Annotated in this window: 27 protein-coding genes; 19 read left to right on the top strand and 8 right to left on the bottom strand. The window is 64.1% G+C overall.

Going from position 1 to position 26936, the window contains the following annotated elements; translation table 11 throughout:
- Positions 1-10 precede the first annotated feature (10 nt).
- From gspD to gspN, 11 genes are read left to right on the top strand one after another with little or no spacing between them, the layout of a single operon-like run.
- Positions 11-2044: a type II secretion system secretin GspD gene (gspD, locus tag HH302_RS02550; RefSeq protein WP_172197775.1), complete on the top strand. Its 2034-nt coding sequence runs from the start codon at positions 11-13 to the stop codon at positions 2042-2044.
- Positions 2041-3513: a type II secretion system ATPase GspE gene (gspE, locus tag HH302_RS02545; protein ID WP_172197771.1), complete on the top strand. Its 1473-nt coding sequence runs from the start codon at positions 2041-2043 to the stop codon at positions 3511-3513. The genes gspD and gspE overlap by 4 nt, the downstream gene beginning before the upstream one ends.
- Before the next feature lie 10 nt (positions 3514-3523).
- Entirely contained in the window at positions 3524-4726 is a 1203-nt protein-coding gene (gspF, locus tag HH302_RS02540) for a type II secretion system inner membrane protein GspF (RefSeq protein WP_172197768.1), read from the top strand.
- Positions 4727-4784: 58 nt separating this feature from the next.
- Positions 4785-5225 (top strand): type II secretion system major pseudopilin GspG, encoded by a 441-nt coding sequence (gene gspG, locus HH302_RS02535; RefSeq protein WP_172197765.1) that lies wholly within the window; start codon positions 4785-4787, stop codon positions 5223-5225.
- Between the two features lie 5 nt (positions 5226-5230).
- Complete coding sequence (locus HH302_RS02530; protein WP_172197762.1) at positions 5231-5743, top strand: prepilin-type N-terminal cleavage/methylation domain-containing protein; 513 nt, start codon at positions 5231-5233, stop codon at positions 5741-5743.
- Entirely contained in the window at positions 5740-6111 is a 372-nt protein-coding gene (gene gspI / locus HH302_RS02525; protein ID WP_172197759.1) for a type II secretion system minor pseudopilin GspI, read from the top strand. Before HH302_RS02530 ends, gspI begins: the two co-directional genes overlap by 4 nt.
- Entirely contained in the window at positions 6108-6746 is a 639-nt protein-coding gene (gspJ, locus tag HH302_RS02520; protein WP_371814549.1) for a type II secretion system minor pseudopilin GspJ, read from the top strand. Before gspI ends, gspJ begins: the two co-directional genes overlap by 4 nt.
- Positions 6709-7677 carry a type II secretion system minor pseudopilin GspK gene (gene gspK, locus HH302_RS02515; protein WP_172197753.1) on the top strand — a complete coding sequence of 323 codons (969 nt, stop codon included), beginning with the start codon at positions 6709-6711 and terminating at the stop codon, positions 7675-7677. Before gspJ ends, gspK begins: the two co-directional genes overlap by 38 nt.
- On the top strand, positions 7674-8867 hold the full coding sequence (gene gspL, locus HH302_RS02510; protein WP_172197750.1) for a type II secretion system protein GspL: 1194 nt from the start codon (positions 7674-7676) through the stop codon (positions 8865-8867). Before gspK ends, gspL begins: the two co-directional genes overlap by 4 nt.
- The gene (gene gspM, locus HH302_RS02505) at positions 8864-9358 is read left to right on the top strand and encodes a type II secretion system protein GspM (RefSeq protein ID WP_172197731.1); all 495 of its coding nucleotides are present in this window, start codon (positions 8864-8866) and stop codon (positions 9356-9358) included. Before gspL ends, gspM begins: the two co-directional genes overlap by 4 nt.
- On the top strand, positions 9355-10101 hold the full coding sequence (gene gspN / locus HH302_RS02500) for a type II secretion system protein N (protein WP_172197728.1): 747 nt from the start codon (positions 9355-9357) through the stop codon (positions 10099-10101). Before gspM ends, gspN begins: the two co-directional genes overlap by 4 nt.
- 11 nt (positions 10102-10112) lie before the next feature.
- On the opposite strand, the gene HH302_RS02495 is transcribed toward gspN, so the two are convergent.
- The 3 genes from HH302_RS02495 to HH302_RS02485 form a co-directional block, all read right to left on the bottom strand.
- The gene (locus HH302_RS02495) at positions 10113-10544 is read right to left on the bottom strand and encodes a DUF192 domain-containing protein (RefSeq protein WP_371814548.1); all 432 of its coding nucleotides are present in this window, start codon (positions 10542-10544) and stop codon (positions 10113-10115) included.
- Positions 10545-10607: 63 nt separating this feature from the next.
- Positions 10608-11192, bottom strand: coding sequence for a pseudouridine synthase (locus HH302_RS02490; RefSeq protein ID WP_172197725.1), 585 nt, complete (start codon positions 11190-11192; stop codon positions 10608-10610).
- Between the two features lie 74 nt (positions 11193-11266).
- Positions 11267-11470 carry a cold-shock protein gene (locus HH302_RS02485; protein ID WP_172197722.1) on the bottom strand — a complete coding sequence of 68 codons (204 nt, stop codon included), beginning with the start codon at positions 11468-11470 and terminating at the stop codon, positions 11267-11269.
- Positions 11471-11854: 384 nt separating this feature from the next.
- Here HH302_RS02485 and clpS point away from each other — a divergent pair, with 384 nt between their 5' ends.
- From clpS to aceA, 4 genes are all read left to right on the top strand, one after another.
- Positions 11855-12163, top strand: coding sequence for an ATP-dependent Clp protease adapter ClpS (gene clpS / locus HH302_RS02480; RefSeq protein WP_172200639.1), 309 nt, complete (start codon positions 11855-11857; stop codon positions 12161-12163).
- A gap of 1 nt (position 12164) precedes the next feature.
- Positions 12165-14444 (top strand): ATP-dependent Clp protease ATP-binding subunit ClpA, encoded by a 2280-nt coding sequence (clpA, locus tag HH302_RS02475; RefSeq protein WP_172197719.1) that lies wholly within the window; start codon positions 12165-12167, stop codon positions 14442-14444.
- Positions 14445-14553: 109 nt separating this feature from the next.
- Positions 14554-15048 carry a ribonuclease E activity regulator RraA gene (rraA, locus tag HH302_RS02470; protein ID WP_172197716.1) on the top strand — a complete coding sequence of 165 codons (495 nt, stop codon included), beginning with the start codon at positions 14554-14556 and terminating at the stop codon, positions 15046-15048.
- Positions 15049-15359: 311 nt separating this feature from the next.
- A complete protein-coding gene (gene aceA / locus HH302_RS02465) occupies positions 15360-16664 on the top strand; it encodes an isocitrate lyase (protein ID WP_172197713.1) in 1305 nt (434 codons plus the stop codon).
- A gap of 195 nt (positions 16665-16859) precedes the next feature.
- Here aceA and HH302_RS02460 read toward each other — a convergent pair whose 3' ends face one another.
- From HH302_RS02460 to HH302_RS02445, 4 genes are all read right to left on the bottom strand, one after another.
- Entirely contained in the window at positions 16860-17183 is a 324-nt protein-coding gene (locus tag HH302_RS02460) for a hypothetical protein (protein ID WP_172197710.1), read from the bottom strand.
- A 96-nt stretch (positions 17184-17279) separates the two neighbouring features.
- Entirely contained in the window at positions 17280-20054 is a 2775-nt protein-coding gene (locus HH302_RS02455) for a pitrilysin family protein (protein WP_172197707.1), read from the bottom strand.
- Between the two features lie 113 nt (positions 20055-20167).
- Positions 20168-20398 carry a sulfurtransferase TusA family protein gene (locus HH302_RS02450; RefSeq protein WP_172197704.1) on the bottom strand — a complete coding sequence of 77 codons (231 nt, stop codon included), beginning with the start codon at positions 20396-20398 and terminating at the stop codon, positions 20168-20170.
- A 69-nt stretch (positions 20399-20467) separates the two neighbouring features.
- The gene (locus HH302_RS02445; protein ID WP_172197701.1) at positions 20468-21904 is read right to left on the bottom strand and encodes a M48 family metalloprotease; all 1437 of its coding nucleotides are present in this window, start codon (positions 21902-21904) and stop codon (positions 20468-20470) included.
- A gap of 103 nt (positions 21905-22007) precedes the next feature.
- Here HH302_RS02445 and moaC point away from each other — a divergent pair, with 103 nt between their 5' ends.
- Genes moaC through HH302_RS02430 form a run of 3 tightly spaced genes read left to right on the top strand, consistent with a single transcriptional unit; the run spans position 22008 to position 24505 of the window.
- Positions 22008-22499, top strand: coding sequence for a cyclic pyranopterin monophosphate synthase MoaC (gene moaC, locus HH302_RS02440; protein WP_172197698.1), 492 nt, complete (start codon positions 22008-22010; stop codon positions 22497-22499).
- Between the two features lie 33 nt (positions 22500-22532).
- Positions 22533-24038: a CYTH and CHAD domain-containing protein gene (locus HH302_RS02435; protein ID WP_172197695.1), complete on the top strand. Its 1506-nt coding sequence runs from the start codon at positions 22533-22535 to the stop codon at positions 24036-24038.
- Positions 24039-24052: 14 nt separating this feature from the next.
- Positions 24053-24505 (top strand): histidine phosphatase family protein, encoded by a 453-nt coding sequence (locus tag HH302_RS02430; RefSeq protein WP_172200636.1) that lies wholly within the window; start codon positions 24053-24055, stop codon positions 24503-24505.
- Positions 24506-24568: 63 nt separating this feature from the next.
- Here the strand turns inward: HH302_RS02430 and aroG are convergent, their stop codons facing one another.
- Positions 24569-25648 carry a 3-deoxy-7-phosphoheptulonate synthase AroG gene (gene aroG, locus HH302_RS02425; RefSeq protein WP_172197692.1) on the bottom strand — a complete coding sequence of 360 codons (1080 nt, stop codon included), beginning with the start codon at positions 25646-25648 and terminating at the stop codon, positions 24569-24571.
- A 124-nt stretch (positions 25649-25772) separates the two neighbouring features.
- On the opposite strand from aroG, the gene HH302_RS02420 reads away from it, so the two are divergent.
- The gene (locus HH302_RS02420) at positions 25773-26864 is read left to right on the top strand and encodes a PA0069 family radical SAM protein (RefSeq protein WP_172197689.1); all 1092 of its coding nucleotides are present in this window, start codon (positions 25773-25775) and stop codon (positions 26862-26864) included.
- Positions 26865-26936: the final 72 nt, after the last annotated feature.

Below are 26936 nucleotides of genomic sequence, written 5' to 3'. Positions count from 1 at the left end.
CGCCGGACTGATGATTGCAGCCACCCTTGCAGCTCACGTCGCACCAGCCACGGCGGCAGAAGGCGAGACCGTCGCGCTGAACTTCGTAAACGCGGAGATTGACGCGGTGATCCGCGCGATCAGCAAGATCACAGGCAAGAACTTTCTGGTGGATCCGCGCGTCCGCGGCACGCTGAACATCACGACACAGACCCCGGTGCCGAAGGAGCTGACCTATCAGATCCTGCTTTCGGCCTTGCGGATGCAGGGCTACACCGCGGTCGAGTCAAACGGGGTGGTAAAGATCCTCCCCGAGGTCGATGCCAAACTGCATGCGGTGCCGAGCGGCCGCAAGACCACGGCTGCGGGCGATCGCATCGTGACGCAGATCTTCCAGGTCCGTCACGAATCAGCGGCTCAACTGGTGCCGGTGATTCGCCCTCTGGTATCGCCCAACAACACCGTTACGGCCTATCCGGGCAACAACACGCTGATCGTCACCGACTACGCTGAAAACATTGCGCGTATCGGGCAAGTCCTAGCGTCAATCGACGTGCCGCAGGGCGACATCCGTGTAATTCCGGTGCAGAACGCGTCAGCACTTGATCTGGCGCAGTCGATCAACCGGCTTCTCGCCGATCAGGGCGCCGGTGGTGGCGACCAGAGCCAGAAGATCAGCGTCCAGGCGGACAACCGCACCAACAGCCTGCTGGTGCGGAGCGACAACCCGTCCAAGCTCGCGACGGTCCGGCAACTGGTGACGACACTCGACCAGCCCGGCGCGGCCGGGAACATCCGGGTCGTCTATCTGAAGAACGCAGAAGCCGCCAAGGTCGCGCAAACACTGCGCGCGATCATGACGGGCGACACCTCCAGCTCGCTGACGACATCGAGCACACCGTCCGGAAACGCTCAGGGCGGTCAAAGCAACAGCAGCTCGTTTTCCAGTTCGAGCACCAGCACCGCTGGCACACCAAGCGGTGGCGGCATGATCCAGGCCGACACGACGAACAACGCGCTGATCATTACTGCACCTGAGCCGGTCTACAACAACTTGCGCAAAGTGATCGATCAGCTCGATCGCCGCCGGGCGCAGGTCTACGTCGAAGCGCTGATCGCCGAGATGAGTTCGGAGAATGCGGCCGAATTTGGCGTTCAATGGTTCGCCGGAGAGAAGCCAGGCAACAACGGTAGCTTCGTCGGCGGCGGCACGAACTTCACCGGCGCAACGCCGTCCTTGCTGGGGGCATCCACAGGCACGGAAAGCCTGCTTGGCGCCGGTCTGAACGTACTGGTGGGCTCGGGCAAGGTCAACATTCCAGGCATCGGCGACATCCTGAACCTGCAGGTGCTGGCGCGCTTCCTTGAGTCGCAAAGCAAGGCCAACATCCTCTCGACACCAACCCTGCTGACCCTCGACAACGAAGAGGCCAAGATCGTCGTTGCCGAAAACCTGCCCTTCCTGACCGGCCAGTACAGCAATACCGGCGGCGGCACGACACCGAACAATCCGTTCCAGACGATTGAACGAAAAGACGTCGGCCTGACCTTGAAGATCAAGCCGCAGATCTCTGAGGGCGGATCGATCCGGATGCTGATCTCCGAGGAGAACTCGACCGTCAAGGCGACCACCGCTGCCGGCCCGACCACCAAGAAGCGGTCAATCGACACCAATGTCATTGTCGATGACGGTTCAATCATCGCGCTCGGCGGCCTGATCCAGGACGAATCGCAAGATGGCGCGGACAAGGTGCCGTATCTCGGCAACATCCCGATCATCGGCAGCCTGTTCCGTTACGACACGCGCTCGCGCAAGAAGACCAATCTTGTGGTTTTCCTGCGCCCGAAGATCGTTCGCAGCGAGATGGACGCCCGCAGCTTCACGCATGAGCGCTACGACGAAATTCTCGGCCTCCAGCGACAGCCGGGCACCACGCGCAACTATCTGATGCCGGATGACGGCGCGCCGCCTCAACTGCCTGCTCGCTCGCTGATGCCAGCCGCTGCGCCGGCAACGGCTGCGGAGTCTGATCCCAGTTCGGCCCCGGCCAGCGCAACAAAATGAACGCGCCACTCCCCCGGCTGCCCTACGCCTTCGCGCGGGCGAACGGCGTGTTGCTCGGCGAAGTCTCGGACGACAGCGCCGAAGTCATTGCACGCGAGGATGCGAATCCCGTCGCACTGGCAGAGGTCCGCAGGCTGACCGCGCGCCCGCTGAAGATCACGCCGATTGGGCGCGGCGCATTCGAGTCCCGGCTCTCCGAGATCTACAGCCAGGGCGAAAGCAACGCTGCCGAGGTGGCCGCGGACGTGGGTCAGGACATCGACGTCTCGCAGCTGATGCAGGAGCTCCCCCCGGTCGAGGACCTGCTCGAGGCGGAGGACGACGCGCCGATCATCCGCATGATCAACGCGCTACTCACGCAAGCGGTGCGCGAACGGGCGTCTGACATCCACATCGAGCCCTACGAAACGTATTCGGTGGTCCGGTTGCGCCGCGATGGCGTTCTGGTCGAAATCGCACGGCCGCATCGTGCGCTGCACGCCGCGATGTCGTCGCGTATCAAGATCATGGCCAACCTCGACATCGCCGAGAAGCGCCTGCCTCAGGACGGGCGCATCGGTGTGCGCCTCGCAGGCCGCCAGATCGATGTGCGCGTGTCGACCCTGCCCACCTCGCATGGCGAGCGTATCGTACTGCGCCTGCTGGACAAGGACGCCACACAGTTCGGCCTCAACGCCCTCGGCATGGCCGACACGACCCGCAAAACGTTCGACGGCATCCTTTCGCAGCCGCACGGCATCCTGCTCGTCACTGGCCCGACCGGCTCCGGCAAGACCACCACGCTGTATGCCGCCTTGCGCACGCTCGATGGCCGCACGCTCAACATCGTGACGGTGGAAGACCCGGTCGAATACGACCTCGCCGGGGTCGGCCAGATCCAGGTCAACGCCCGGATTGATCTGACGTTTGCACGGGCGCTGCGCTCGATCCTGCGTCAGGATCCGGACGTCATCATGATCGGTGAAATCCGCGATCTGGAAACCGCGCAGATCGCGGTGCAAGCCTCGCTGACCGGCCACATGGTGCTCGCCACCTTGCACACGAACGACGCGCCGTCGGCTGTGACACGGCTGATCGACATGGGCGTCGAGCCCTTCCTGCTGGCCTCCACGCTGCGCGGCGTGCTCGCGCAACGCCTGGTGCGCCGCCTTTGCCCGCAGTGCCGCGAAGCGCGGCCGGCGGACGACGCCGATCGGCAAGCGGTTGGCGAAGGCTGCCCGCCCACGCTGTGGCATGCGGTGGGTTGCAGCGCCTGTGGCCACACCGGCTACAGCGGGCGTACCGGCGTCTACGAGATGCTGACGGTCGACGACTCGGTGCAGCGCTTGGTGCATGACCGCGCGTCCGAGAACGACCTGCGCGACGTGGCCCGCCATAGCGGCCTGCGAACGCTGCGCGAAGACGGCATGCGACTGCTGGCAGAGGGCATCACCTCGGCGGAAGAGCTGCTGCGCGTGACGCGCGACTGAGGGCGGCACGATGGCGGCATTCCAGTACCGTGCGGTCGACGCCGACGGTCGCAACCTCAGTGGCATCGTTGAAGCCGATAGCGCGCGCTCGGCACGTACGCAGTTGCGTGAACGCGGACTGTTCCCGCTCGAAGTGGCGGCCAGCGGCAGCAAGAAGTCGGGCCTCGGCTCGACACGCAAGCTGCGAGAGTCTGAACTCGTGCTGCTCACGCGCCAGTGGGCAGCACTCCTGACCTCCGGCCTCACCGTCGAACAGGCGCTCTCAGCCCTCGGCGATCAGGCCGAGCGCGAAGCAACGCGACAGGTGTTGGCGGGCGTGCGCAGCGAGATCCTGGCGGGTTACTCCTTGCGCGCCGCGCTGGATCGCCACGCAACCTCGTTCCCGACGATCTATCGCGCCTCGGTGGCTGCCGGCGAAAAGTCCGGCGAACTCGCCACGGTGATGAACCAGCTTGCCGACTACCTCGAGCGGCGCGACGAGCTGCGACGCAAAACGCTGCAGGCCCTGATCTACCCTGCCATCGTCGCCGCGGTGGCGCTGATGGTTGTGATCGGCCTGCTGACGTATGTGGTGCCGCAGGTCGTCGGCGTGTTCCAGAGCAGCAAGCAGACTTTGCCCTGGCTCACCCGCGCGCTGATCGTCGTATCGGACTTCCTGCGCAACTGGGGCTGGCTGCTCGCCCTGGCCATCGCTGGCGGCATCTTCGGCCTGCGCCAGTCGTTGCGTGAGGATGCGGTGCGCCGCAAATGGGATACCTGGCTGCTGGGGCTACCGCTGATCGGCCGCCATCTGCGCGCGCTCGACACCACACGCTTTGCAAGCACGCTGGCCATCCTGGTCGGCAGTGGCGTACCGCTGCTCGCAGCGCTCGACGCCGGGCGGCAGGTGGTCGTGCGGCTGCCGCTGCGCGATGCAATCGGCCAGGCATCGGACCGCGTGCGCGAAGGCATGAGCCTGTCCCGCGCGCTCGGCGCGACCCGCCGCTTTCCGCCCCTGCTGACGCACATGATCGCCAGTGGCGAAGCCACCGGCCAGCTCGACGCGATGCTCGACCGCGCCGCCCGCCTCCAGCAAGGCGAACTCGAAACCCGCACCGCGGTGCTGACAAGCCTGCTCGAACCGCTGCTTCTGCTGATGATGGGCGGCATGGTGCTGATCATCGTGCTTGCAGTGATGCAGCCGATCATCGAAATCAACACGCTGCTCAAATAGCCAGAGAACACGCCGCAAGCCGCGGCAACCACACGGATCAAACCCTCAGGACTGAACCATGTCGAATACACGCAACCTCCGCCGTAACAGCGGCTTCACGCTGATCGAAGTGATGGTCGTCATCGTCATCCTCGGCGTACTCGCCGCCCTGATCGTGCCCAAGGTGATGGGCCGCCCGGACGAAGCGCGCGCCGTCGCCGCCCGCCAGGACATCGCCGCGATCAGCCAGGCGCTGAAGCTCTACAAGCTGGACAACCGCAAGTACCCGACAACCGAGCAAGGCCTGCAGGCCCTCGTTCAGAAGCCCACGGTTGCGCCTGTGCCAGACAACTGGAAGGCTGGCGGCTACCTAGAAAAGCTGCCGAAGGATCCGTGGAACAGCCCCTACCAGTATCTTTCGCCCGGCGTGCACGGCGAATTTGATGTCTTCAGCTTCGGCGCTGACGGCCAGGCCGGCGGCGAAGGCAACGACGCCGACATCGGTAACTGGGCGCTCTGACCTCGATGGCTCGACCGGCACCACGCCCCGCTGCGCGTCCGGCGCACGGCTTCACCCTGATCGAGGTGATGGTGGTGCTCGTCGTGCTCGCGATTACCGCTTCGGCGGTCACCTTCAGTCTTGAAGGCATGTCTCGACGCGATGACGACCGCGAGGTCGATCGGCTGCGCCTGGTTCTGGAGGCTGCGGGCGAACGCGCTGCAGTACATGGCACGCCGATAGCGGCCGAGTTCCTGCCGGGCCGCTATCGCTTCAGCACGCTCGACACCGAAGGACATTGGCGCCCGATCGCGGAAGGCGATTCACTCGCCGAGCGCCCCTTGCCGGAAGGCTTCGTGTGGCTCGGCGTGAAGTTACGTGGCCGGCCCACCAGCGTGGAGCCACCACTGGTGTTCGGCGCCGAGATGCCGGATTTTGAAGTCCGCCTGCGTACGCCGGAAGGCGAACGCCTTTACCGCTCAAGACCGGGTGGTGAAGTCGTACTCGAACGCATCGCCGCGACGGAGGTCGCGCCGTGAAGCGCGCCGCCGGTTTCACCTTGCTTGAAGTGCTGGTCGCATTGGCGATCCTCGCAATCGTGCTCGCCGCCGGCTTCCGCGCGGTGAGCCTCGCCACCGGCAGCGCTGGTGAGTTGCGTGAGCGCCTGATCGCAGACTGGATCGCCCAAGACCGGCTCGCCGAGCACCGCGCGATGGAGCACTTTCTTGAGGTCGGTCGTTACGAGGGCAGCGTCACCCAAGCCGGCCGCGAATACCGCTGGTACGAGGAAGTGACCGCCACCCCCAACGCCCTGTTTCGCCGCATCGATGTACGTGTGACCTTGGCGGGCGAAGGCGATCATGCCTTGTCTCGGCTCGCGGGCTTCATGGTCAAGCCACTCCCATGATGCCGATGCGCCGTAAAGCACTTGGGCTAACCCTGATCGAGGTGATGGTCGCGATCGCGATCTTTGCAGTGCTCGGCGTGCTGTCCTATCGCGCTGTCAGCAGCATGATCGCCACGCGTGATCGCATGGAAGCGGAGTACGCGCGGTGGCGGCAGATCGCCCGCGTGATGCAGTTGATCGACAACGACCTCACCCAACTCGCCCCCCGCCCTACCGGCGGCACGGTCCAGGTGCAGGACGCCCTGACGCTGATGCGCGGCGGCACGCAGACACAGCTGATGCTGGTCCGCCACGATGGCAGCAATGGCGGCGTGGAAACTCACACCTGGCACGTCGATGACGGCACGCTGTTCCTGACACGTCAGCGTGAAGCCACCACGACACAGAAAAAGGACAAAAGTGCGGACGTCGGCAACGCCAACGCCAGTACCGGCGCGGACACATCAACCGCGCGCAACGACGCCATGCTCGATCGGGTGAAGGCGTTGAACTGGCGCTTCGTTACGTCTGACGGAAAAGAGACCGACACCTGGCCACCCGGCGCAAACCTGAATGGCCTGCTGCCCGCTGCAATCAAAATGGAACTGGAGCTCGACGATGTCGGCAAGGTCACGCGACTCTTCGCCGTGCATTGAGCGCCAGCGCGGCGTGGCGGTGATCATGGCGATGCTGACCGTCGCGCTGGTCGCCGCGCTCGCAGCCTCGGTGGTCGCCGCGTTCGGTTTTGCGGTCGAAAGCCTGTCGGGCCGCCATGACCTCGCGCAGGCGCGCTGGCTGGCGCGCGGCGCAATAGACTGGGCACGCAACGTGTTGGCCGACGATTCGCGCCGCACCGGCGACATCGATCATCTTGGCGAAACGTGGGCCGTCAAGGTTCCGCCTACCCCGGTCGATGAGGGCGAAGTCAGCGGCGAGATCGAAGACCTTTCCGGCCGCTTCAACCTCAACAACCTGGCCCCGAACGGCGTGGTCGACAAGGATGCCGTGAAGCAATTTGGTCGCCTGCTCGAAGCCGTGGGCGTGAGTGGGGCGCAAGCGGCGAGCATGGCCACGATTCTTGGCGGTTGGATCGACGCTGCGCAGGAAGATCCGAGCTTCTACCCGCAGCCCACCGACAGCGCCACGACGGTCAAACCACTCAACGCCCCCTTCGTGAGCGTCGATGAACTGGCCAACGTGCCGGGCTTCGATGCTGCAACGGTCGAGCGTCTGCGCCCATTCGTCACTGCCGTGCCGGCCAGCCCGGCGCGCAGCCTGATCAACGTGAACACGGCGCCAGCCGAAGTCCTCGCTGCAACGCTCGAAAACTACTCGCTGGACCGCGCACGCAACTTGGTGAGTGGTCGCAACACCGCTTGGTTCACGCAAAAATCGGACTTCGAACGACGCACCGGGCTGACGCTCGACGAATCGCGCTTCAGCCTCAAAAGCTACTACTTTCTCGTTTCCGGTCGCGCCCATTTCGGCACCGCCACCACCCGCATGCAGGTTCTTCTGGCCCGTGGCGTTATTGCCAACTCGGTCAGGAAGAACTGGCCCGAAATCATCTGGCAGAAGATTCTATGACGCAGCTTCGCCTCTACATCACCGAAACCTGGCCGCAGGATCCGATCTGCGACTGGGAGCTCGTGGGCCCCGACGGCCGGGCCACTTCGGCAGGCCGCTCGGAGCCACGGCACTGGCCCGCCGCGGAGCAAACCGAGTTTGTGCTGGCCGGCACCCAGGCGGTCTGGCTCTCCGCGCGCCTCCCGCGCGCACCGAAGCGCGAGCAGGACAAGCTGGTGCGCTTCGCTCTGGAAGACCAACTGGTTCAGGAGCCGGATAGCCAGCACTACACGATCACTGACCGCGACGGCGACGCCGCACGCGTGCTGGTGTGCGCGCGCGATCGCCTGCGCCAGATCGTTGCCCAGCTCGACGCGCTGGGGCGCGCCCCGATACGGGCGCTTGCCGAAATTCAAACCGTGGGCGCCGCAGCCGAAGGCGAGTGGGTGCTTCACTGCGGCCCGGCCCAGGCCGTGGCCAGCGGCATCGGACCCACGCCGTTCGCGCTCGATCTCGATGGCACTGCCCCGCCCAGCCTCTTGATCGCCGCCGCAGCGCATGCGCGCGAAACCAATCGCCTGCCAGGACGTTGCGTGGTGCACCGCGCGCCGGATAGCGTCGCGCTGGATTGCGAGGCTTGGCAACATGTCTTGGGCATCCCCGTAGAGGAAGCAGCGCCCTATCAGTGGTCCGCATTCTCGACAGGCACCAACCTGCTGCACGGCGAGTTCATGCCGGACAAGGAACGGTCCGCATGGCTGCGGCGCGCCAAGCCGGTGCTGTGGGCGGCAGGTGCCGCGATCGCACTGGAGCTGCTGCTTTCAACCGGTCAGGTGCTGGTGCAGCGCGGTCAGCTGAAGGATGCTCGCGAACGCATGCAGGCCGTTTTCAAAACAGCGTTTCCGAATCAGCCGATCGTCGACCCGGCAGCGCAGATGCGCAGCCAGCTCAATCAACTCAAACGCGCGCACGGGCAGCTTGGCGATGACGATGCGCTCGCCCTGCTCTCGCTGGTTGGCGAGGCGCTCGCGGGCGATGCCCGCGACGGGTTGGACGGACTCAAATATGAAAATGGGCGGCTCGACCTGACGCTTTCGCCACGCTTGAGCGCCAACATCGCGACAGTTCAACAACGCCTGACGGCGCGCGGCCTGATCGTCGTCCAGCAAGGCGACAAACAGCTCGCGATCCGCAAGGAGGTGTCCCAATGAACGCGCTGCAAGCCAAGTTGCAAGAGGCTCGCGCCTGGTGGTCCGGTTTGGTACCGCGTGAGCGCGCCCTGGTGGCCGCGATGGTTGCGGTACTGGGCATCGCGGCAATCTGGTCGCTCGCCGATTGGACGCAGGCCGAGCGCAAGCGCCTGGCACGGGCATTGCCGCAAGCCAAGGCGCGACTCGCCGCCATGCGGGATGACGCCGCAGAGGTGCAGCGCCTGCAGCGCATGCAGGCGCGCCCCGCTGTGCCGCCGGCAAGCCTTGCTGAGCCGCTGCAGGCCAGCGCGCGTGCGCGTGGCCTCACGATGGACGTGCGTGTCGATGGTGGTGGCGTGCATGCAAAAGGCGGCGGCAGCTTCGACCTGATCGTCGAATGGTTGGCTGAAGCACAGCGCGACCACGGTTTGGGCGTGGCACGCCTGATCACCAATCGCGGGCCGAATGGCGTCGCCATCGAGGCCGATCTGCAACCGTCGGGCGCACAGTGATCCGTCGCTTCGCGCTGTTTCTCGCGCTGTTCGCGCTCTCGCTGGTGATCCGGGCGCCGTCCTGGCTGATCGACCAGGCAGTCAGTCGCGCGACGTCTGGCGAGATTCGCCTGGCGCTGATCGAAGGAACGCTCTGGAACGGCCGTGGCACGCTCACGGCGGTCGATCCGGTCAGCCTGCGTGCGCAGCCGTGGGTGACGCTACAGTGGCGCTGGCTGCCTGGTTCCCTGCTGCGTGGCGAAGCGGCATGGCAGCTCACCGCCGACGACAAACAGGCGGGCGAAGTCGGTGCAGGCGTGCGCGGCTGGCGCGCGGACGGTGTATCGCTGGCCGCGCCGGCGCGCTTTGCCATGGAGCGTATCCCACATGCCTTCGGGCGCCTCGGCTGGCGTGGTGACATGCAGTTTGAAACAACGCAGTGGCGCTGCAGCTGGAAGATGCGCTGCGAGGGCCGCGCCGGCCTGCGTTGGTCAGGCGCGGCGGTTGACGTATTGCGCGGCCGCCCCCTGGGCGATTACCAGATCGATCTGCGCGGTGAGAACGAGCGCCTCGCAATCGCCTGGCTGACGCTGCGCGGCGAGACCCAGATCAATGCCCAGGGGCAGATCGAGGGCGGCCATGGACATTTCGAAGGCACGGTTCGCGGCGATCCCGCATTCCTGCAACGACTGCCCTCGGTGGCAGGCAACTGGGTGCAACCGGGCGCCACGCCGGGCGAATACCGTTTCCGCGTGCAGAACTGATTGATCGGCGCTCAGCGCGGGCGCGGCAAACCGCTGATGCGTGCGCCGGGCTTGATACCGCGGGTCTTGAACCAACCGCGGTTCATCTCAAGCGCGTAACGGGCCGGGCTTGCGGCACAGTGGCTGTCCTCGGTCTCTGGCGCCATGTCTTCAACGTTGGTGATGCGCCCACCTTCATCGATGAAGGCTACCGATAGCGGTAGCCAGGTGTCCTTCATCCACATGCAGTGGCTTCCAACACCATCGAAGATGAAAAGCATGCCGCGCGCTTCCGGCATGCTCTTGCGGTGCATCAGTCCCACCATCCGCGATTCGTCTGTCGCGGCCACCTCGGCGTCGATACGGTGCATGCCGATGTTCAGTTCAGCGTGCGGCAACACATCCGCCAACGCTGCAACGGGTAGCACCGCATAGCAGGCGGCGATCAACAGGTTCTTCAGCACATTGGGCCTTTCGTTCGATCAGGGGTGGACACGATCGGGCGCGATCTTAGCAGTCAGCACCCATCAGCGCCGTCGCGCGACAATTCGCCGCGCCGGTGCGGGCGGCTCCGCGATCGCCTCGCGCCATTCGCCGGGCTGCAAGGCGCCCAGCTGCCAGGGCCCGATCGCCACGCGAACCAGGCGCAGCGTCGGGAAGCCAACCTTCGCGGTCATCCGCCTCACCTGGCGGTTCTTGCCTTCACGCAAACGGATCTCGATCCACGCCGTAGGCACGGATTTCCGAAAACGCACCGGCGGATCGCGTGGCCAGAGCCAGTCTGGTTCGTCGATTCGGCGGGCCTCACACGGCATGGTCACGAAATCGCCGAGATCCAGGCGGCCGCGCAAACCAGCCAACGCAGCGTCGTCGGGTTCTCGTTCGACCTGCACGAGATAGGTCTTGGCTTGCTTGTATCGCGGGTCGGCCAACTGGTGCTGTAGGGCACCATCGTCCGTCAACAGCAACAGACCCTCACTGTCGGCATCGAGGCGGCCGGCCGCATAGACGCCGGCCGGCAATCCGCACTCTGCCAGCGTGCGCTGGTGCGGCTCGCCTGTGAATTGGCTCATGACGCCGAACGGCTTGTTGAGGAGGATGACGCGAGACATGGTGCTTCCGAAAAGAACGAAGCCCGCCGGGGCGGGCGGGCTTCGCTGTCACGCCGAGATGCGGCGGACGCGGGTCAGGCGCGCTGGATGTTCGATGCCTGCTTGCCTTTTGGGCCTTGCACGGAATCAAACGAAACTTTCTCGCCTTCCTTGAGCGACTTGAAGCCGTTCATGTTGATGGCGGAAAAATGCGCGAACAGGTCTTCGCTGCCGTCGTCCGGCGTGATGAATCCGAAACCCTTGGCGTCGTTGAACCACTTGACGGTGCCAGTTGCCATATTGCTTCCTCTAGTCCTTCGGTGTGTTGCTGTCGATGCTCCCGTTTCCGGGCGGTCCGACACGCGGCCTGCGAAGCCGCTCTACGGCGGGTCGTCGCCGCAATCCATTGACAGCCGGGATTCGCGGCGCGCCCAAGCCTCGAAAGCGCGTGTTCCCGCGGCTTTTACGCCTTGCAGGAAGTCGCCGTCAAGCACTTTGTGCATGCCGGCCCAACCATGACAAATAGTTAGCCCGGAAAATCAAGTGCTGACTGGTAACAGATCATTAATTTATCGCGCTGCCGGCAGCCTGACCAGCACTACACCGATAGTGTGGAAAAACAGCCGAAAGCCCCGACATTCCGTGTTGTTGAAGTATCAGTCGGAGTGTTTAGAATGAGCCGCATGGCAACAAAAAAGCAGTCCGAATTCGTTCTTGACGTTGAGCACACGAAAACCCGGCCGCCCCGGCTCTTCAAGGTGCTCCTTCTCAATGATGATTTCACCCCGATGGATTTCGTGGTGATTGTCCTGCAGAAGTTTTTTTCGCTAGATCGCGAACAAGCAACACGAGTCATGCTCCAAGTGCACAGGGAGGGTCGTGGCGTCTGCGGAGTCTTTCCCAAGGACATCGCCGCGACCAAGGTTGAACAGGTGAGTGCGTTCGCGCGGCAGCACCAGCATCCGCTGGCCTGCGTGATGGAGGAGAACTGAGATGATCGCCCAGGAACTAGAAGTCAGCCTGCACATGGCGTTTGTGGAAGCACGCCAGAAGCGTCACGAGTTCATCACCGTCGAGCATCTGCTGCTGGCGCTGCTGGACAACCCTTCAGCGGCGGAGGTGCTGCGCGCCTGTGCCGCGAATACCGACGAACTGCGCCGTGAGCTCACGCAGTTCATCGTAGAACACACCCCCACCGTGGGTGGCGAAGAAGACATCGACACACAGCCGACGCTCGGATTCCAGCGCGTGATCCAGCGCGCGATCCTGCATGTGCAGTCCTCGGGCAAGAAGGAAGTAACCGGCGCCAACGTGCTGGTCGCGATCTTCGGCGAAAAGGAATCGCACGCGGTCTACTTCCTCAACCGCCAGGGCATTACCCGGCTGGATGTGGTGAATTTCATTTCCCACGGCATCACGAAGACGCCGCAGCCCTCGCAAAAACCGCAGTCGGACAAATCCGAGTCCGAACAGGGTGAAGGCGAGCAGGAAACCGCCAGCACCAACGGGGCGCTGGAAAACTTCACGCAGAACCTGAACCAGGCCGCACTGGTGGGCAAGATTGACCCGCTGATCGGTCGCGACAAGGAAATCGAGCGCGTGATCCAGACGCTGTGCCGTCGCCGCAAGAACAACCCGCTGCTGGTCGGCGAAGCTGGCGTCGGCAAGACCGCGATCGCTGAAGGCCTTGCGCGCCGCATCATCGAAGGGCGCGTGCCCGAGATCCTTGAAAATGCCCAGGTGTTCGCGCTGGACATGGGCTCCTTGCTGGCCGGCACCAAGTACCGCGGGGACTTCGAGCAGCGGCTGAAGGCGGTGCTGAAGGCGCTGGTCGAGACCGACAACGCGATCCTGTTCATCGACGAGATCCATACGCTGATCGGTGCAGGTGCGGCGTCGGGCGGCACGCTGGACGCCTCCAATCTGCTCAAGCCGGCGCTTTCCAGCGGCCAGCTCAAGTGCATCGGCGCAACCACCTACAACGAGTTCCGCCAGATCTTCGAGAAAGACCACGCACTGTCACGCCGCTTCCAGAAAGTGGATGTGCATGAGCCGTCGGTGCCGGAAACGATCGAGATCCTCAAGGGCCTCAAGTCGCGCTTCGAGCAGCACCACGGCGTGAAGTATTCGCACGCCGCGCTGACCTGTGCGGCCGAGTTGTCGGCGCGGTACATCAATGACCGCCACCTGCCGGACAAGGCGATCGACGTCATCGACGAAGCCGGTGCCGCACAGCGGATCCTGCCGAAGTCACGCCAGAAGAAGACCATCGGCAAGGGGGAGATTGAGGAGATCGTCGCCAAGATCGCCCGCATCCCGCCGCGCAGCGTGTCGTCCGACGACAAGACCGCGCTGCGGAACCTGGATCGCGATCTGAAGAACGTGGTGTTCGGCCAGAGCGCTGCAATCGATGCGCTGGCCAAGGCGATCAAGATGTCGCGGTCTGGGCTCGGCAATCCGCAAAAACCGATCGGGGGTTTCCTGTTCAGCGGGCCAACCGGCGTCGGCAAGACGGAAGTCGCTCGCCAGCTGGCCTATACGCTGGGAATCGAGCTGGTGCGCTTCGACATGTCGGAGTACATGGAACGGCATGCGGTGAGCCGCCTGATTGGGGCGCCGCCGGGATACGTTGGCTTTGATCAGGGTGGTCTGCTGACCGAGGCGATCAACAAGAAGCCGCATTGCGTGCTGCTGCTCGACGAGATCGAAAAGGCGCACCCGGACATCTACAACATCCTGCTTCAGGTGCTTGACCACGGGACGCTGACGGACAACAACGGCCGCCAGGCTGACTTCCGCAACGTGATCATCATCATGACCACCAACGCGGGGCAGGAGACGATCCAGAGAGCCACGATGGGCTTCACGCAAACGCGCGAACTGGGCGACGAGATGGTCGAGATCAAGCGCCTGTTCACGCCGGAGTTCCGCAACCGGCTCGACGCGATCATCTCCTTCAAACCGCTCGATCGCGAAATCATCCTTCAGGTCGTCGACAAGTTCCTCATGCAACTGGAAGGTCAGCTGGCCGAGAAGAAGGTCGAGGCAAGCTTCACCGACGCGCTGCGTGAGTGGCTGGCGAGCAAGGGATTCGATCCGCTGATGGGTGCGCGCCCGATGGCACGCCTGATCCAGGACACGATCCGCGCCGCGCTGGCCGACGAGCTGCTGTTCGGCCGCCTGGTCGATGGCGGCCATGTGACGATCGACGTTGGCAGCGACGGCAAGGTCGCCCTCGCCTTTGAAGAGGAAAAGGAATCAGCGCACGTCTGATGCGATGCGTGCAAGGCATCCAAAGGCCGCCGGAAGGCGGCCTTTTTCTTTTCCGGGCGCCGGGCGTTATGCTGAACAGGATTTCATGCAGCCACCCGGGGAGGTTCAGATGAGTTTCCAGACCACGGATTTGTGCGACGCAAACGAAGAAGCGATCACGGCGGGACGCCTTCGCATACTCGCTCCGATCCTTCGGCACTATGGCGGGCGCAAACGCTTCGCCGGACCCGCCACGACCCTGAAGGTTTTCGAAGACAACAGCTTCGTGCGCAAGATGCTCGAGCAGCCGGGCTACGGTCGGGTGTTGGTGATCGAAGGTGCGGGCTCACTCCGATGCGCCTTACTCGGCGATCAGCTCGCCGAAATGGCCGTCCGCAACACCTGGGCTGGCGTGGTCGTACATGGCTGCATCCGTGACTCGCTCGCCATCGCGACGCTCGACCTCGGCGTGATGGCACTGGCCACGCACCCGCAGAAAAGCGTGAAACGGAACGTGGGCGAGATCGATGTGACCATCAGCTTCGGCGGGGTCCGCATCCAACCGGGTGAGTGGGTCTACGCCGATGAAGACGGCATCCTAGTCAGCGAGTCCGCGCTCGACTGAGCGGAGGACACCGACTTCGAGACAAGGGCGCGATTCGCGCCCTTTTTTGTGCCCGAGCGCCGCGTCTGCTGTGCAAAGCTGGGCGTCGAATAATTCAAACGTCCGTTTCATTTCACGCCAGCCCATCCCACATCACGAAACGCAAAGCACAACTCTTTGTTTTTATTGGTCAACATTTTTTCTTATATCTTATATAAGACATATTGCTACTGACCATCAAGCTGCCTATACTGCTCATCAACGGGAACAGCAAACCCTCGTTCGAGGCGTGAGCTGAAATTGGACGACGCAAGTTCTGTAGGGGGAACACCATGAACCGCGACATGCAAGTTGAGCTTCTGAAGAAGGAATGGGCCGAGAATCCGCGCTGGAAAGGCATCAAGCGTGGCTACACCGCGGAGGATGTCGTGCGCCTGCGCGGTTCGGTTCAGGTGGAGCACACTCTCGCCCGCCGCGGCGCTGAAAAGCTGTGGACCCTGATCAACAACGAACCCTTCGTGAACGCGCTGGGCGCCCTCACCGGCAACCAGGCGATGCAGCAAGTGAAGGCCGGCCTGAAGGCGATCTACCTGTCTGGCTGGCAAGTCGCCGGCGACGCCAACCTCGCTGGCGAGATGTATCCCGACCAGTCGCTCTACCCGGCCAACTCGGTGCCGATGGTGGTCAAGCGCATCAACAACACCTTCACCCGTGCTGACCAGATCCAGTGGTCGGAAGGCAAGAACGTCGGCGACGAAGGCTATGTCGATTTCTTCGCACCGATCGTTGCGGATGCGGAAGCCGGTTTCGGCGGCGTGCTGAACGCCTTCGAGCTGATGAAGTCGATGATCGAAGCCGGCGCGGCCGGTGTGCACTTCGAAGACCAGCTCGCGTCGGTGAAGAAGTGCGGCCACATGGGTGGCAAGGTGCTGGTGCCGACGCGTGAAGCGGTCGCAAAGCTCGTCGCAGCCCGCCTCGCCGCCGACGTGATGGGTGTGCCGACGGTGCTGGTCGCGCGTACTGATGCCGAAGCCGCCGACCTGATCACCAGCGATGTCGATGACACCGACAAGCCCTTCTGCACCGGCGAGCGCACCATCGAAGGTTTCTACCGTACCAAGCCGGGCCTGGAGCAGGCGATCTCGCGCGGCCTCGCCTACGCGCCGTACGCTGACCTGATCTGGTGTGAAACCGGCAAGCCGGATCTGGCCTACGCCAAGGCCTTCGCCGAGGCGATCCACGCGAAGTTCCCGGGCAAGATGCTGGCCTACAACTGCTCGCCGTCGTTCAACTGGAAGAAGAACCTCGACGACGCGACGATTGCGAAGTTCCAGAAGGAACTCGGTGCAATGGGCTACAAGTTCCAGTTCATCACGCTGGCCGGCTTCCACAGCCTGAACTACTCGATGTTCAACCTCGCCTACGGCTATGCCCGCGAGCAAATGAAGGCCTTCGTCGAACTGCAGGAAAACGAGTTCGCCGCAGCCGAGCGCGGCTTCACCGCGGTCAAGCATCAGCGCGAGGTCGGCACCGGCTACTTCGACGCTGTTACGACAACGATCGAACGCGATGCCTCAACCGCGGCACTGAAGGGCTCGACCGAGGATGAGCAGTTCTTTGATAAGAAGGACCACTGAACCCCTGGGAGCCACCCGGTCACAGAAGCCAACTGTGTAGAAGGTCCAAGAAGCCACTTCCCGGGTCTATGACCCGGGGGCTAGCGCCGCATCGCGTGGGGGGACGCAGCGGCGCTCTTTTTTTGCACGTACGGAACGCCGTGGCGGCGCCCCCGCGAATGCAATGCGACGGCGCCGCACCAAGCGGCGAAGGTGTTACTTGCCCCTCTGTCCGGTATCCCAGCAGGAATACTGGTTGCTCGTCCAACGCTTGAAGCGGTAGATGCGGCGGTCTGGCCCTTCATCCTGATACACGAGTTGATCCGCATACGGCGTAGGCGCCTTCAACAGCCAGCGGTCCCCCTTGCGGGTGAGCGAATGCTTGCCGCCGTCCAGCTTCACAACGTCAGGCAGTGCGGCACAGGGGTCCGCCTTCTTTTCGTCCTTCTCGGCCGCCGCGAGCGCAGCACCAGACATCATCAAACAGGCTGCAGCCGTGGCTGCGATCAGGGATGAAACGCTTGCGTGGGTGATGCGCATTTGGCTCTCCTTGTCATTCACGTCGTCACACGAACAACACTTCTGCTGCCGTCACTATAGTCGCCGCGCGCGGGATCACCGGCGCGGCGCCCTTCACTACTTCGCGGTCGACTTGAAGTCGCCAGCGAATACCTGAACCAGCTTGGCCGGGTCGAAATACTTGCGAATCGCAGCATTCACCTGCTCGAGCGTAACCGCGTTGAGGCGGTCTTCGCGCTGCCGCTCGAAGCTCATCGAACGCCCCAGATCGAGCTGCCCGGCGAGCAAGCCGGCCAAGCCACCGTCTTGAGTACGGCCGAGCGAGATCTGCTGCAGCAACCCTGTGCGCGCCTCGTTCAGCTCTTCTTCGCTGACACCGTCGCGTACGAAGCGCTGAAGCTCCTCGTCCAAGGCCGTGCGCAAACGCTGCAGGCCCTGCGGCGCGTAAATCGCGTAAAGCACCAGCCCGGTGTTCTCCTCGCGGGCGTTGGCGCGCAGCGCCGATCCCGCACCGTAGCTCAGGCCTTCCTTCTGCCGCAAACGATCTGCCAGCCGGCTCTTGAGACCCGCCCCACCGCCCAGGATCTGGTTGGCAAGCACCACGGCCGGGTAGTCGGCAGAGTCGTCGCGCAGCGGCATCGTCAATCCGCCGATGAAGAAGGCGTTCGCCTTGTCCGGCGTTTCGAGCGAGATCTCGGTCGGCTTCTTCTGGCGGAACGGCTGCGGCACGCGCGCGTAGGGTTCGCCGGACTTCCACGAGCCCAACAGGCGGGTGAGCTGTGCCTTGGTTGCAGCCTCGTCAAAGTCCCCCACCAGCGCTGCCTGCGCGTTGCTGGCGCCGTAGAAACGCCGATGGAAGGCCGACAGTGCCTTGGGTGTTACCGCCTTGATGTCAGCGATTTCTTCGTCCACCGTGCCAACGTAGCGCACATCGCCCTTGGGCCATGGGTTGTCGTAGCGGCCGATCGCACGCATCGCGACCGACTGCGGTTCCCGGCGACCACTCTCAAGCCCTGCGAGGGACTCGGTGCGGAGTTGCTCAAGCTCGGCAGCCGGGAACTCCGGCTTGCGCAGCACCCGCTCGAGCAGCTCGAGGAAGGCAGCCAGCTTGTCGCGGCGCGTCTCGAAACTGATCAACACGGCGTTGCCGTCCTGCGCAGAAATGGACAACTGCGCCTTCATCGCGTCGAGCGCGTCCGCAATCTGCTGACGGCTCTGACCGCCAGCACCCCGCGTCAGCATCGCCGCAGTGAAGTCGGCAACGGTTTCCTGCCCCACCAAGGAACGTTCATTGCCCATACGCAGCACGATCTGGCCATGCACCGTGTTGCCGCGGGTGCGCTTGGGCAGCAGGGCGATCTTTGCGCCATTCGGCAACGCGCTGCGATGAACCCGCGCTTCGATGTTTTCCGGCGACGGATCGAAGGCCTCACCTGCTGCTTGGGCCTCCTTGCCTTGGTAACCCTCCAACACGCCGGCGAGCGCCGGTGCCTCGGGCACGTCGACCCGCACCGGCTTGTCGGTCGGGATGAACTGGCCAAAAGTCCGGTTTGACGCCTTGAAGTAGGCGTTGGCAACCCGCTGCACATCGGCCAGCGTTGCCTGTTCAATACGGTCGCGCCCGAGGAAGAACAGTCGCCAGTCACCAAGCGCAATGGCTTCGGACAGGCCCACGCCGAAATGCGCCGGATCATTGAGCGTCTTCTCAAAGCCATTGAGCAGGGCAACGCGGGCGCGATCGAGTTCGGCCTGGGTGATCGGCTTGCGCGCGAGGTTCTCGACCACGTCGACGAGGATCTTGCGGGCTTCGCCGCGCGACTGCTGCTTCGTGAGTTGCACGAAGAAGGTCATGTAGCCCGGCTCGGCCAACTCGAAGTTCCAGGCGCTGACGCTCGCCGCCTTGCCTCGCTCCACCAGGGCCTTGTGCAAGCGGCCGCTCGGCGCATCACCGAGTATGTATGAGAGTAATGAGAGCGCCGCGGTATCCGGATGTGAGCCCGCCGGCACATGGTAGAGGGTGCCGACGAGCTGTATGTCACCCACCCGCGCCAGCGCGACTTCGCGCTCGCCGTCCTGCACCGGTTCGCGTGTCCAGGTCGGCGTCAGCTCCCGCGCAGGCCGCGCAATCGGCATGAAGTAGTTGGCAATCTTCTGCAACGTGGCAGCGGCATCGAACTTGCCGGTCACGGTCAGCACCGCGTTGTCCGGCTGATAGTAACGGCGGTAGAACGCCTGCAGATTCTCGATACGCACGCCTTCGACGTCAGCACGTGCGCCAATCGTCGATTTGCCGTAGTTGTGCCACTGGTAGGCTGCGGCCGCCATCTTTTCCCACAGGATCTGGCCCGGATTGTTCTCGCCAGACTCCATTTCGTTGCGCACGACGGTCATCTCTGAATCGAGATCGGCCTTCGCAATGAAGGAATTGACCATGCGGTCCGCCTCCATGCGCAAAGCCCAGTCTAGGTTGTCGTCCGAGGCCGTGAACGTCTCGTAGTAGTTCGTGCGATCGAACCACGTCGTGCCGTTCATCTGCATGCCACGGCGCTTGAACTCCGAGTCGATGGTGTTGCCGGGGAAATTCTTCGACCCCTTGAACATCAGGTGCTCAAGCAGGTGCGCCATGCCGGTCTCACCGTAGTGTTCATGCCGGGAGCCCACCAGATAGGTGATATTCACCGTGGTGCTGGGCTTGGTCTCGTCCGGCGCGAGCAAGACCCGCAGGCCGTTCGGCAAACGGTATTCGGTGATGCCCTCCACGCTGGTCACGCGCTGAATCCCTTGCGGAACGCTGACGGCAGCCGGTGCCGCATCGGCCCAACCGACTACAGGTGTGAATACCAGCCAAAGCCCGAGTACAAGGGCCCGCGAAAAGCCGCTACGGACGTGCATGCATACTCCCAGATGGTTCGGCACCAAGTGCCACGAATGAACGACGGCCGCATCGCGGCCGCCTGTCTGGCTATGACCGGCCGTTCCCAAACGGGTTCGGCACGAAGTTCAGCTCACTTGCAGCGGATCACGAACTCGAACTCTTTCGCTGCCGTTTCGGCGTGCGATGCAAGCTCGTGGCCGGTCTGTCGGCAGAAGGCCTGGAAATCACGCACCGAGCCAGGGTCCGTGGCGACCACGCGCAGCGTCTCCCCGGTGTGCATTTCGGCAAGCGCCTTCTTCGCCCGCAGGATCGGCAAGGGGCAATTGAGCCCGCGCACATCCAGATCGCGATTAACGTCCATCCAAGACTCCCGAGACAGGTAAAGGCTGAAGTTTCATTTTAGCGCGCAGCACGCGCCGCCCCGCGCACGTCATCGTTGCTGTTGCTTCTCCAGCTCACGACGCCGGTCCTGCAGCTCCGCCAAGCGCGCTTCGGCGGCGGCCTTCTCGTAGTAATCGCCGTCGCGCGCGCGAAGGCCGAGCGTGAGTTGTTCGATCGCGGAGTAGAGCGACCCACGCAGGACGTAGACCTCCGCCTGGGCACGATGTTGCGACAGGCGCTTGCCTTGCGCCGCACTCGCCTTGGCGAGGCGGCTGTAGAGCCGCTCGTCGGCGTTGTCGAAGCGGATCTGGTCATTCGCCAGCGCCGCTGCCTCGCGGGGTTTGCCGGCCGCCATCAGGGCATCGATCTCGCCGTAGACCAGCGCGCTGCTCTGCGGGAAGCGCTGTCGCGCCGCTCGCAGGATGCGCACCGCGTCCATGTTGGCGCCAGCGGCACGGTGCACATCGGCATCAAGCAGATCGACCATGGCGCTGCTCAGGTCGAGCTTGCGCAAGGCAGCGACATCCTTCTGCGCATCGGCAACCTGGTTGAGCCGAAGGTGGGCGCGACCGCGTGCATACCAATGCACGGCAGCGGCATTTACGCGTTGTGGTGGCTCGCCGGCAAAGCGCGTCAGGATGTCTTCCGGCACCTGCTCAAGGCTCTCGATCTTCGCCTTGACCAAGGAGAAGTCGATCGAATCGACCACTTGCCGATATGGCAGTTGCTGCACCCGGTTGGCCACATCACCGATCCGCTCGCTGGTCAGCGGGTGGGAGCGCAGGTAAGCAAACGAGCCGCTATCGAAGAGCCGCGTCGCGCGATCGAGACGCTCGAAAAAACTCACCATGCCGCGCGTGTCGAAGCCCGCGGCGTCGAGCACCTGTAGGCCGATGCGATCCGCTTCGCGTTCGTAGTCGCGCGAATACGCCAGCTGCGCGCTCGCCATCGCCGCCTGCCCCGCCGAAAGCGCTGCACCTGCGGCATCGCCGCTCGAGCGGGAGGCAAGGATCGCCAGTACCAGCGAGGCGAGCATCATGTAACCCATGTTCTGCTGCTGCGCGACCATCCGCGCCATGTGGCGCTGCTGCACGTGCGAGATTTCGTGCGCCATCACCGAGGCCAGCTCGGATTCGGACTGCGCCGCGACGAACAGCCCGGTATGGAAGTACAGCACGCCGCCAAGGGTTGCCGCGGCGTTGATCGACTTGTCGTGCAGCACGAAGTAGCGGTACTGCTGGCTCGGCGTGGCGCTCACGGCGACTAGCCGCGAACCGATGCGCTCGAGGTAGTCCTCCAGCTCGGGATCGTCCACATAGCGCGCGTCACCGAAGCGGATCTCGCGCACGATCGCCGCGCCAATCTGGCGTTCCATCTGCGGCGAGATGTCGGCCTGCGCGGAATCACCCAGATCGGGCAAGCCGTCGGCCAGCACGCGCACGGAGAACAGGAAGGCGAGCAGGCCCGCCAGCAGTCGCTTTTTCATGAGGGTATGATACCGGGCGGCCTTCGCAGCCCTTGTGCCGGGGTACAGAAGGTAACAAATCTTCCTCTTCCGGTCGCCCGACATCGTCACTCGCCCGCCCACCATGCCCGACAGCCCCGACTCTCCGCTCACCCACTTCAACGCGCGCGGTGAAGCGCATATGGTCGATATCGGCGCGAAGGGCGAAACCACCCGCGTAGCGCGGGTGCGCGGCCGGATCACGATGCAACCGGAAACACTCGCGCTGATCCTGCGCGGCGATGCGAAGAAAGGCGACGTGCTCGGCATCGCACGCATCGCGGGTATTCAGGCATCGAAGCGCACGGCCGAATTGATCCCGCTGTGCCATCCGATCCCGCTGACGCGTGTTGCGGTCGACCTGAAGCCCGATGTTGCCGCATCGGCGGTCGAAGTCGAAGTCACCGCGGAGACCGTTGGCCGCACCGGCGTCGAGATGGAAGCCCTGACCGCCGCCTCGGTTGCCCTGCTGACGATCTACGACATGTGCAAAGCGGTCGATCGCGGCATGCAGATCGAGGCGATCCGGCTCGTCGAAAAACTCGGCGGCAAGTCCGGTCACTGGCAAGCCGACTGAAGCACGCCCCCGCAAGCGGAACGACCAGAGACCATGAGCAAGGAAGTCGAACTCAAACTCGCGCTACCAGCGCAGGCGCTGCCCGCATTGCGCGCGCACCCGCTGATTGCCGACGCCCCGGTTGAAGGCGCCGACGGCGTGCTGCTCAACACCTACTTCGACACGCCCGGGCTTGAACTGCGATCGCGCAAGATTGCGGTTCGCTTGCGCAAGGATGGCGAACGCTGGCTGCAGACGGTGAAATGCGCCGCCGCGTCACTGGGCGGCCTCGCCAGCCGACCCGAGTGGGAACACCCCTACCGCGACGAGCGCTTTGACTTCAGCGTTGTCGACATCCAGGATGTGCGGACCGAACTCGAAAGCGTCCATAGCCGACTCGCGCCGGTGTTCACAACGACCTTTCACCGCCAGACACGGCGACTGACCCCCGCGCCCGGTATCGTGATCCTCGCGATGATCGACGAGGGCACGATTGAGGCTGGCGGCCGCAGCAGCCCGATCTGCGAACTCGAACTCGAACTGGTCAGCGGTGACGGCAAAGACCTCTATGCACTCGCCTGCCGGCTCGCGGCCGACTTGCCTTTGCGCCCCGAAGACGCGAGCAAGGCGCAGCGCGGTTATGAGCTGTACCAGAACCTCAGGCCCGCCCCACGACGCGCCCGGCCGGTAGCGCTTACCGCCAAGACCGAGGCACGCGAGGCGTTCCGGCAACTTGCCTACGAGTTGCTCGCGATGTGGCAGACGAATGAGGCCCTAGCACTGCGCCTCGACGACCCCGAGTACGTGCATCAGGCCCGAGTGGCGCTACGCCGCTTGCGCACCTTGCTCGGGTTGTTCCGCCGCGCGCTGCCGAAAACTCTGACGCAGGAGTGGCGGCCCCGCTTCGCCGCGCTCGCCAACGGCCTTGGCGCGGCGCGCGACGCCGACGTGGTGCTGGACACCCTGCTCGCGCCGATCACGACACAAGGCCCCGTCGGCGGCGACATGCAACGCCTCGTCGCCGCGCTCGAGGCCCATCGGGATACCGAACGCGCAAGCCTGCGGCAGATTGAAGCCTCCGCCGAACGCGGCCGTGCGCAACTTGAATTCGCTGCGGTCTTGCATGCACTGAAACCGGACGCCGACGAGTTGGTCGGCAGCGTTGCACGTCGCGCCATGAAGCGGGTGCGGCGTGACGCGCGCACCAGCCTCGCTGAAGCGGTTGCCGGCGATGTGGCACAGCTCCACCGACTGCGCATCGTGCTCAAACGCTTGCGCTATGGCCTCGATTTCTTTGCCTCGCTGTGGCCGCAAAAAGTGCCGGAATACGCGCGCGCGCTGGCGGAACTGCAAGAGAGCCTGGGCGCAATCAACGACGCGGCGATGGGCAATCGCCTGCTTGGCGAACTTGCCGGCAGCGACCATGGGCTCGCCGCAGCGCGGGCATTCACCGCGGGTTGGCACGCACCACGCATCGCGCAGCTGCGCGCCCACGCGCTTGTCGATGCCGACGCCCTGCTCGGCAGCCCGGCCCCCTGGAAGAAAGGCAACGCAAAATGAGCGAGCCCGACACGCTGGACCTGCTGCTTTGGCGCCATGCCGAAGCGGAAGATGGCTACCCGGACGCAGAGCGCAAGCTGACCGCGCGCGGTCAGCGCCAGGCCGAACGCATGGCGGCATGGCTCAAGACCCATGCCCCCGACAAGCTCAAGATCATTGTCAGCCCCGCAACGCGCACCCGGCAGACAGTGGCCCCGCTGGGTCGCGAGCATGAGATCGACGCCGATGTCGGCACCGAGGCCGGGCCCGAAGATCTGCTGCGCGCCGCGGGCTGGCCCGATGCACGTGGCGCAGTGTTGATCGTGGGGCACCAGCCAACGCTAGGCCAGGTCGCCGCTGAGCTTCTTGGCCAACCGGGTGGCGAACTTTCGTTCAAGAAAGGCGCGCTGTGGTGGTTCCGTGTGCGCGAGCGCTACGGGGCGCCAGAAACTGTGTTGCGCGCCGTGATCCCGGCCGAGCTGACCTGATCTGACCGACCCAAAACAAAAAGGGCGCACCGAAGTGCGCCCTTTTTGTTGCCGTGAGCACGCTCAGTCGGTAGCGCGCGCAACGCGGCGCTGACGCACTGCGGCGGCCAGCGTCTCCAGCACGCCCAGGCTGTCTTCCCAGCCAATGCAGGCGTCCGTGATGCTCTTGCCGTATTCCAGCGGCTTGCCCGGCACCAGATCCTGACGACCATCCTTGATGTGCGACTCGACCATCACACCGACGATGCGGTCTTCACCGGCAGCCATCTGGCCGGCAACGTCCTGCGCCACAACGATCTGGCGCTCGTACTTCTTGCTGCTGTTGGCGTGCGAGAAGTCCACCATCACCTTGGCGGCCACGCTTGATGCGGCCAGCTCCTTGCACGCCGCGTCCACACTGGCTGCGTCGTAGTTGGTGGTCTTGCCGCCGCGCAGGATGACGTGGCAGTCCTCATTGCCACCGGTCGACACGATGGCCGAATGACCGGCCTTCGTGACCGACAGGAAGTGGTGCGGCGCGGCAGCAGCCTTGATCGCATCCACCGCGATCTTGACGTTACCGTCGGTGCCATTCTTGAAACCGACTGGGCACGACAGGCCCGAAGCCAGCTCGCGGTGCACCTGCGACTCGGTCGTACGCGCACCGATCGCGCCCCAAGAGATCAGGTCGGCGATGTATTGCGGCGTGATCATGTCGAGGAACTCGGTCGCGCAGGGCAGGCCCATCTCGTTGATCTCCCACAGCAACTCGCGGGCAATACGGATGCCATCGTTGATGCGGAAGCTGCCGTCGAGCATCGGGTCGTTGATCAGGCCCTTCCAGCCGACGGTGGTGCGCGGCTTCTCGAAGTACACCCGCATCACGACCAGCAGATCGTCTTTCAAACGGTCAGCCTCGGCCTTGAGGCGGCGGGCGTAATCCTTGGCAGCCTCGGTATCGTGAATCGAGCACGGGCCGATCACGACGAGCAGGCGATCGTCCTGACCATGGAGAATGCGATGGATGCCGCTGCGCGCGTCATACGCCGTCTGCGCCGCCTGGGGCGTGGCCGGAAACTCGCGCAGAACATGGGATGGGGGCACCAGTTCCTTGATTTCTCGGATGCGGACGTCGTCGATATGCAGGCGGGTTGAGGCGTTCATAATTTCCGGTTCCAGGTCAGACGGCCGGGAGATGGGGCGCAACACCGCGCGCAATTTTTTTAACCACATCCCGAATTGAGCGCACGATTATAGCTCAACATTTTCCAGAACGCCGCAGCGCAGCATGACGGACGACACACCCTCCAAGCCGCCGAGCGTCCCGATACGCGGGCGCGGCGCGGCTTCGCGCCCCGACGGCCGCTTCGAACAATGGCAGCGCGCGGCTTTCGACGACGGCTGGACGGCGGAGGAAGAAGCCGCCCTGCCGAAGACGGAATTGATCGTCGACACGGCCAAGAGCGTGATCGTCGAGGCACGCTCGCCCGACATCCCGTTCGAGTTGTCGATCAACCCCTACCGCGGATGCGAACACGGCTGCAGCTACTGCTTCGCCCGCCCGACGCACAGCTACCTCGGCTACTCCGCCGGACTCGACTTCGAAACGAAGATTCTCTGGAAACCCGACGCACCCGAGGTGCTGCGGCGTGAACTGGCCCGCCCGCGCTACCAGTGCAGGCCCATCGCGCTCGGCATCAACACCGACGCCTGGCAGCCGATCGAACGCAAACTCGGCCTCACCCGTCGCCTGCTCGAAGTCCTTTGCGAAACCAGACACCCGGTCAGCATCGTGACAAAGGGTGCGCTGATCGAACGCGACGCAGATCTGCTCGCCGACATGGCGCGCGACAAGCTTGTGCATGTGATGTTCTCGATCACCACACTCGACCGCGAACTTGCCCGCGTGATGGAGCCCCGCGCGGCTACGCCGGCCCGGCGCCTTGATGCGATGCGTACGCTGCATGAGGCGGGCGTGCCGGTCGGTGTGCTGTTTGCACCGCTGATTCCTGCGCTGAACGATCATGAGATGGAAGCCGTGTTGCAGGCCAGCCAGGCAGCGGGCGCCACCAATGCGGGCTACGTGCTGCTGCGTCTGCCACACGAATTAAAGACGCTCTTTCCGGAATGGCTGCAACAGCACGTGCCGGGGCGTGCCGAGCATGTGCTCAGCGTATTGCGCCAGATGCACGGCGGGCAGATCTACGACAGCCGTTTCGGCCAGCGCATGAAAGGCAGCGGCGTTTTCGCCGAGCTGTATCGCAAGCGTTTCGCACTCGCGGTTGAGCGCCTCGGTTTGAACCAGACCCGCGACACACTAAACTGCGCAGGGTTTCGTCCCCCACGCACAGCCGGTCAGCAGGCCGATCTGTTCGACTAACCATTCCGGGTTCGCAGCCCGGACGCAGACCTTCGACAATCGCCATGCACCCAGCAAGCATCCGCCGACTCG

It is taken from the genome of Niveibacterium sp. COAC-50, assembly GCF_013184235.1.
In the GTDB taxonomy this organism is placed as follows: Bacteria; Pseudomonadota; Gammaproteobacteria; order Burkholderiales; family Rhodocyclaceae; genus Niveibacterium; species Niveibacterium microcysteis.
Note: the sequence above shows the minus strand (reverse complement) of the source record. Positions and strands in the feature narration are given on the sequence as shown.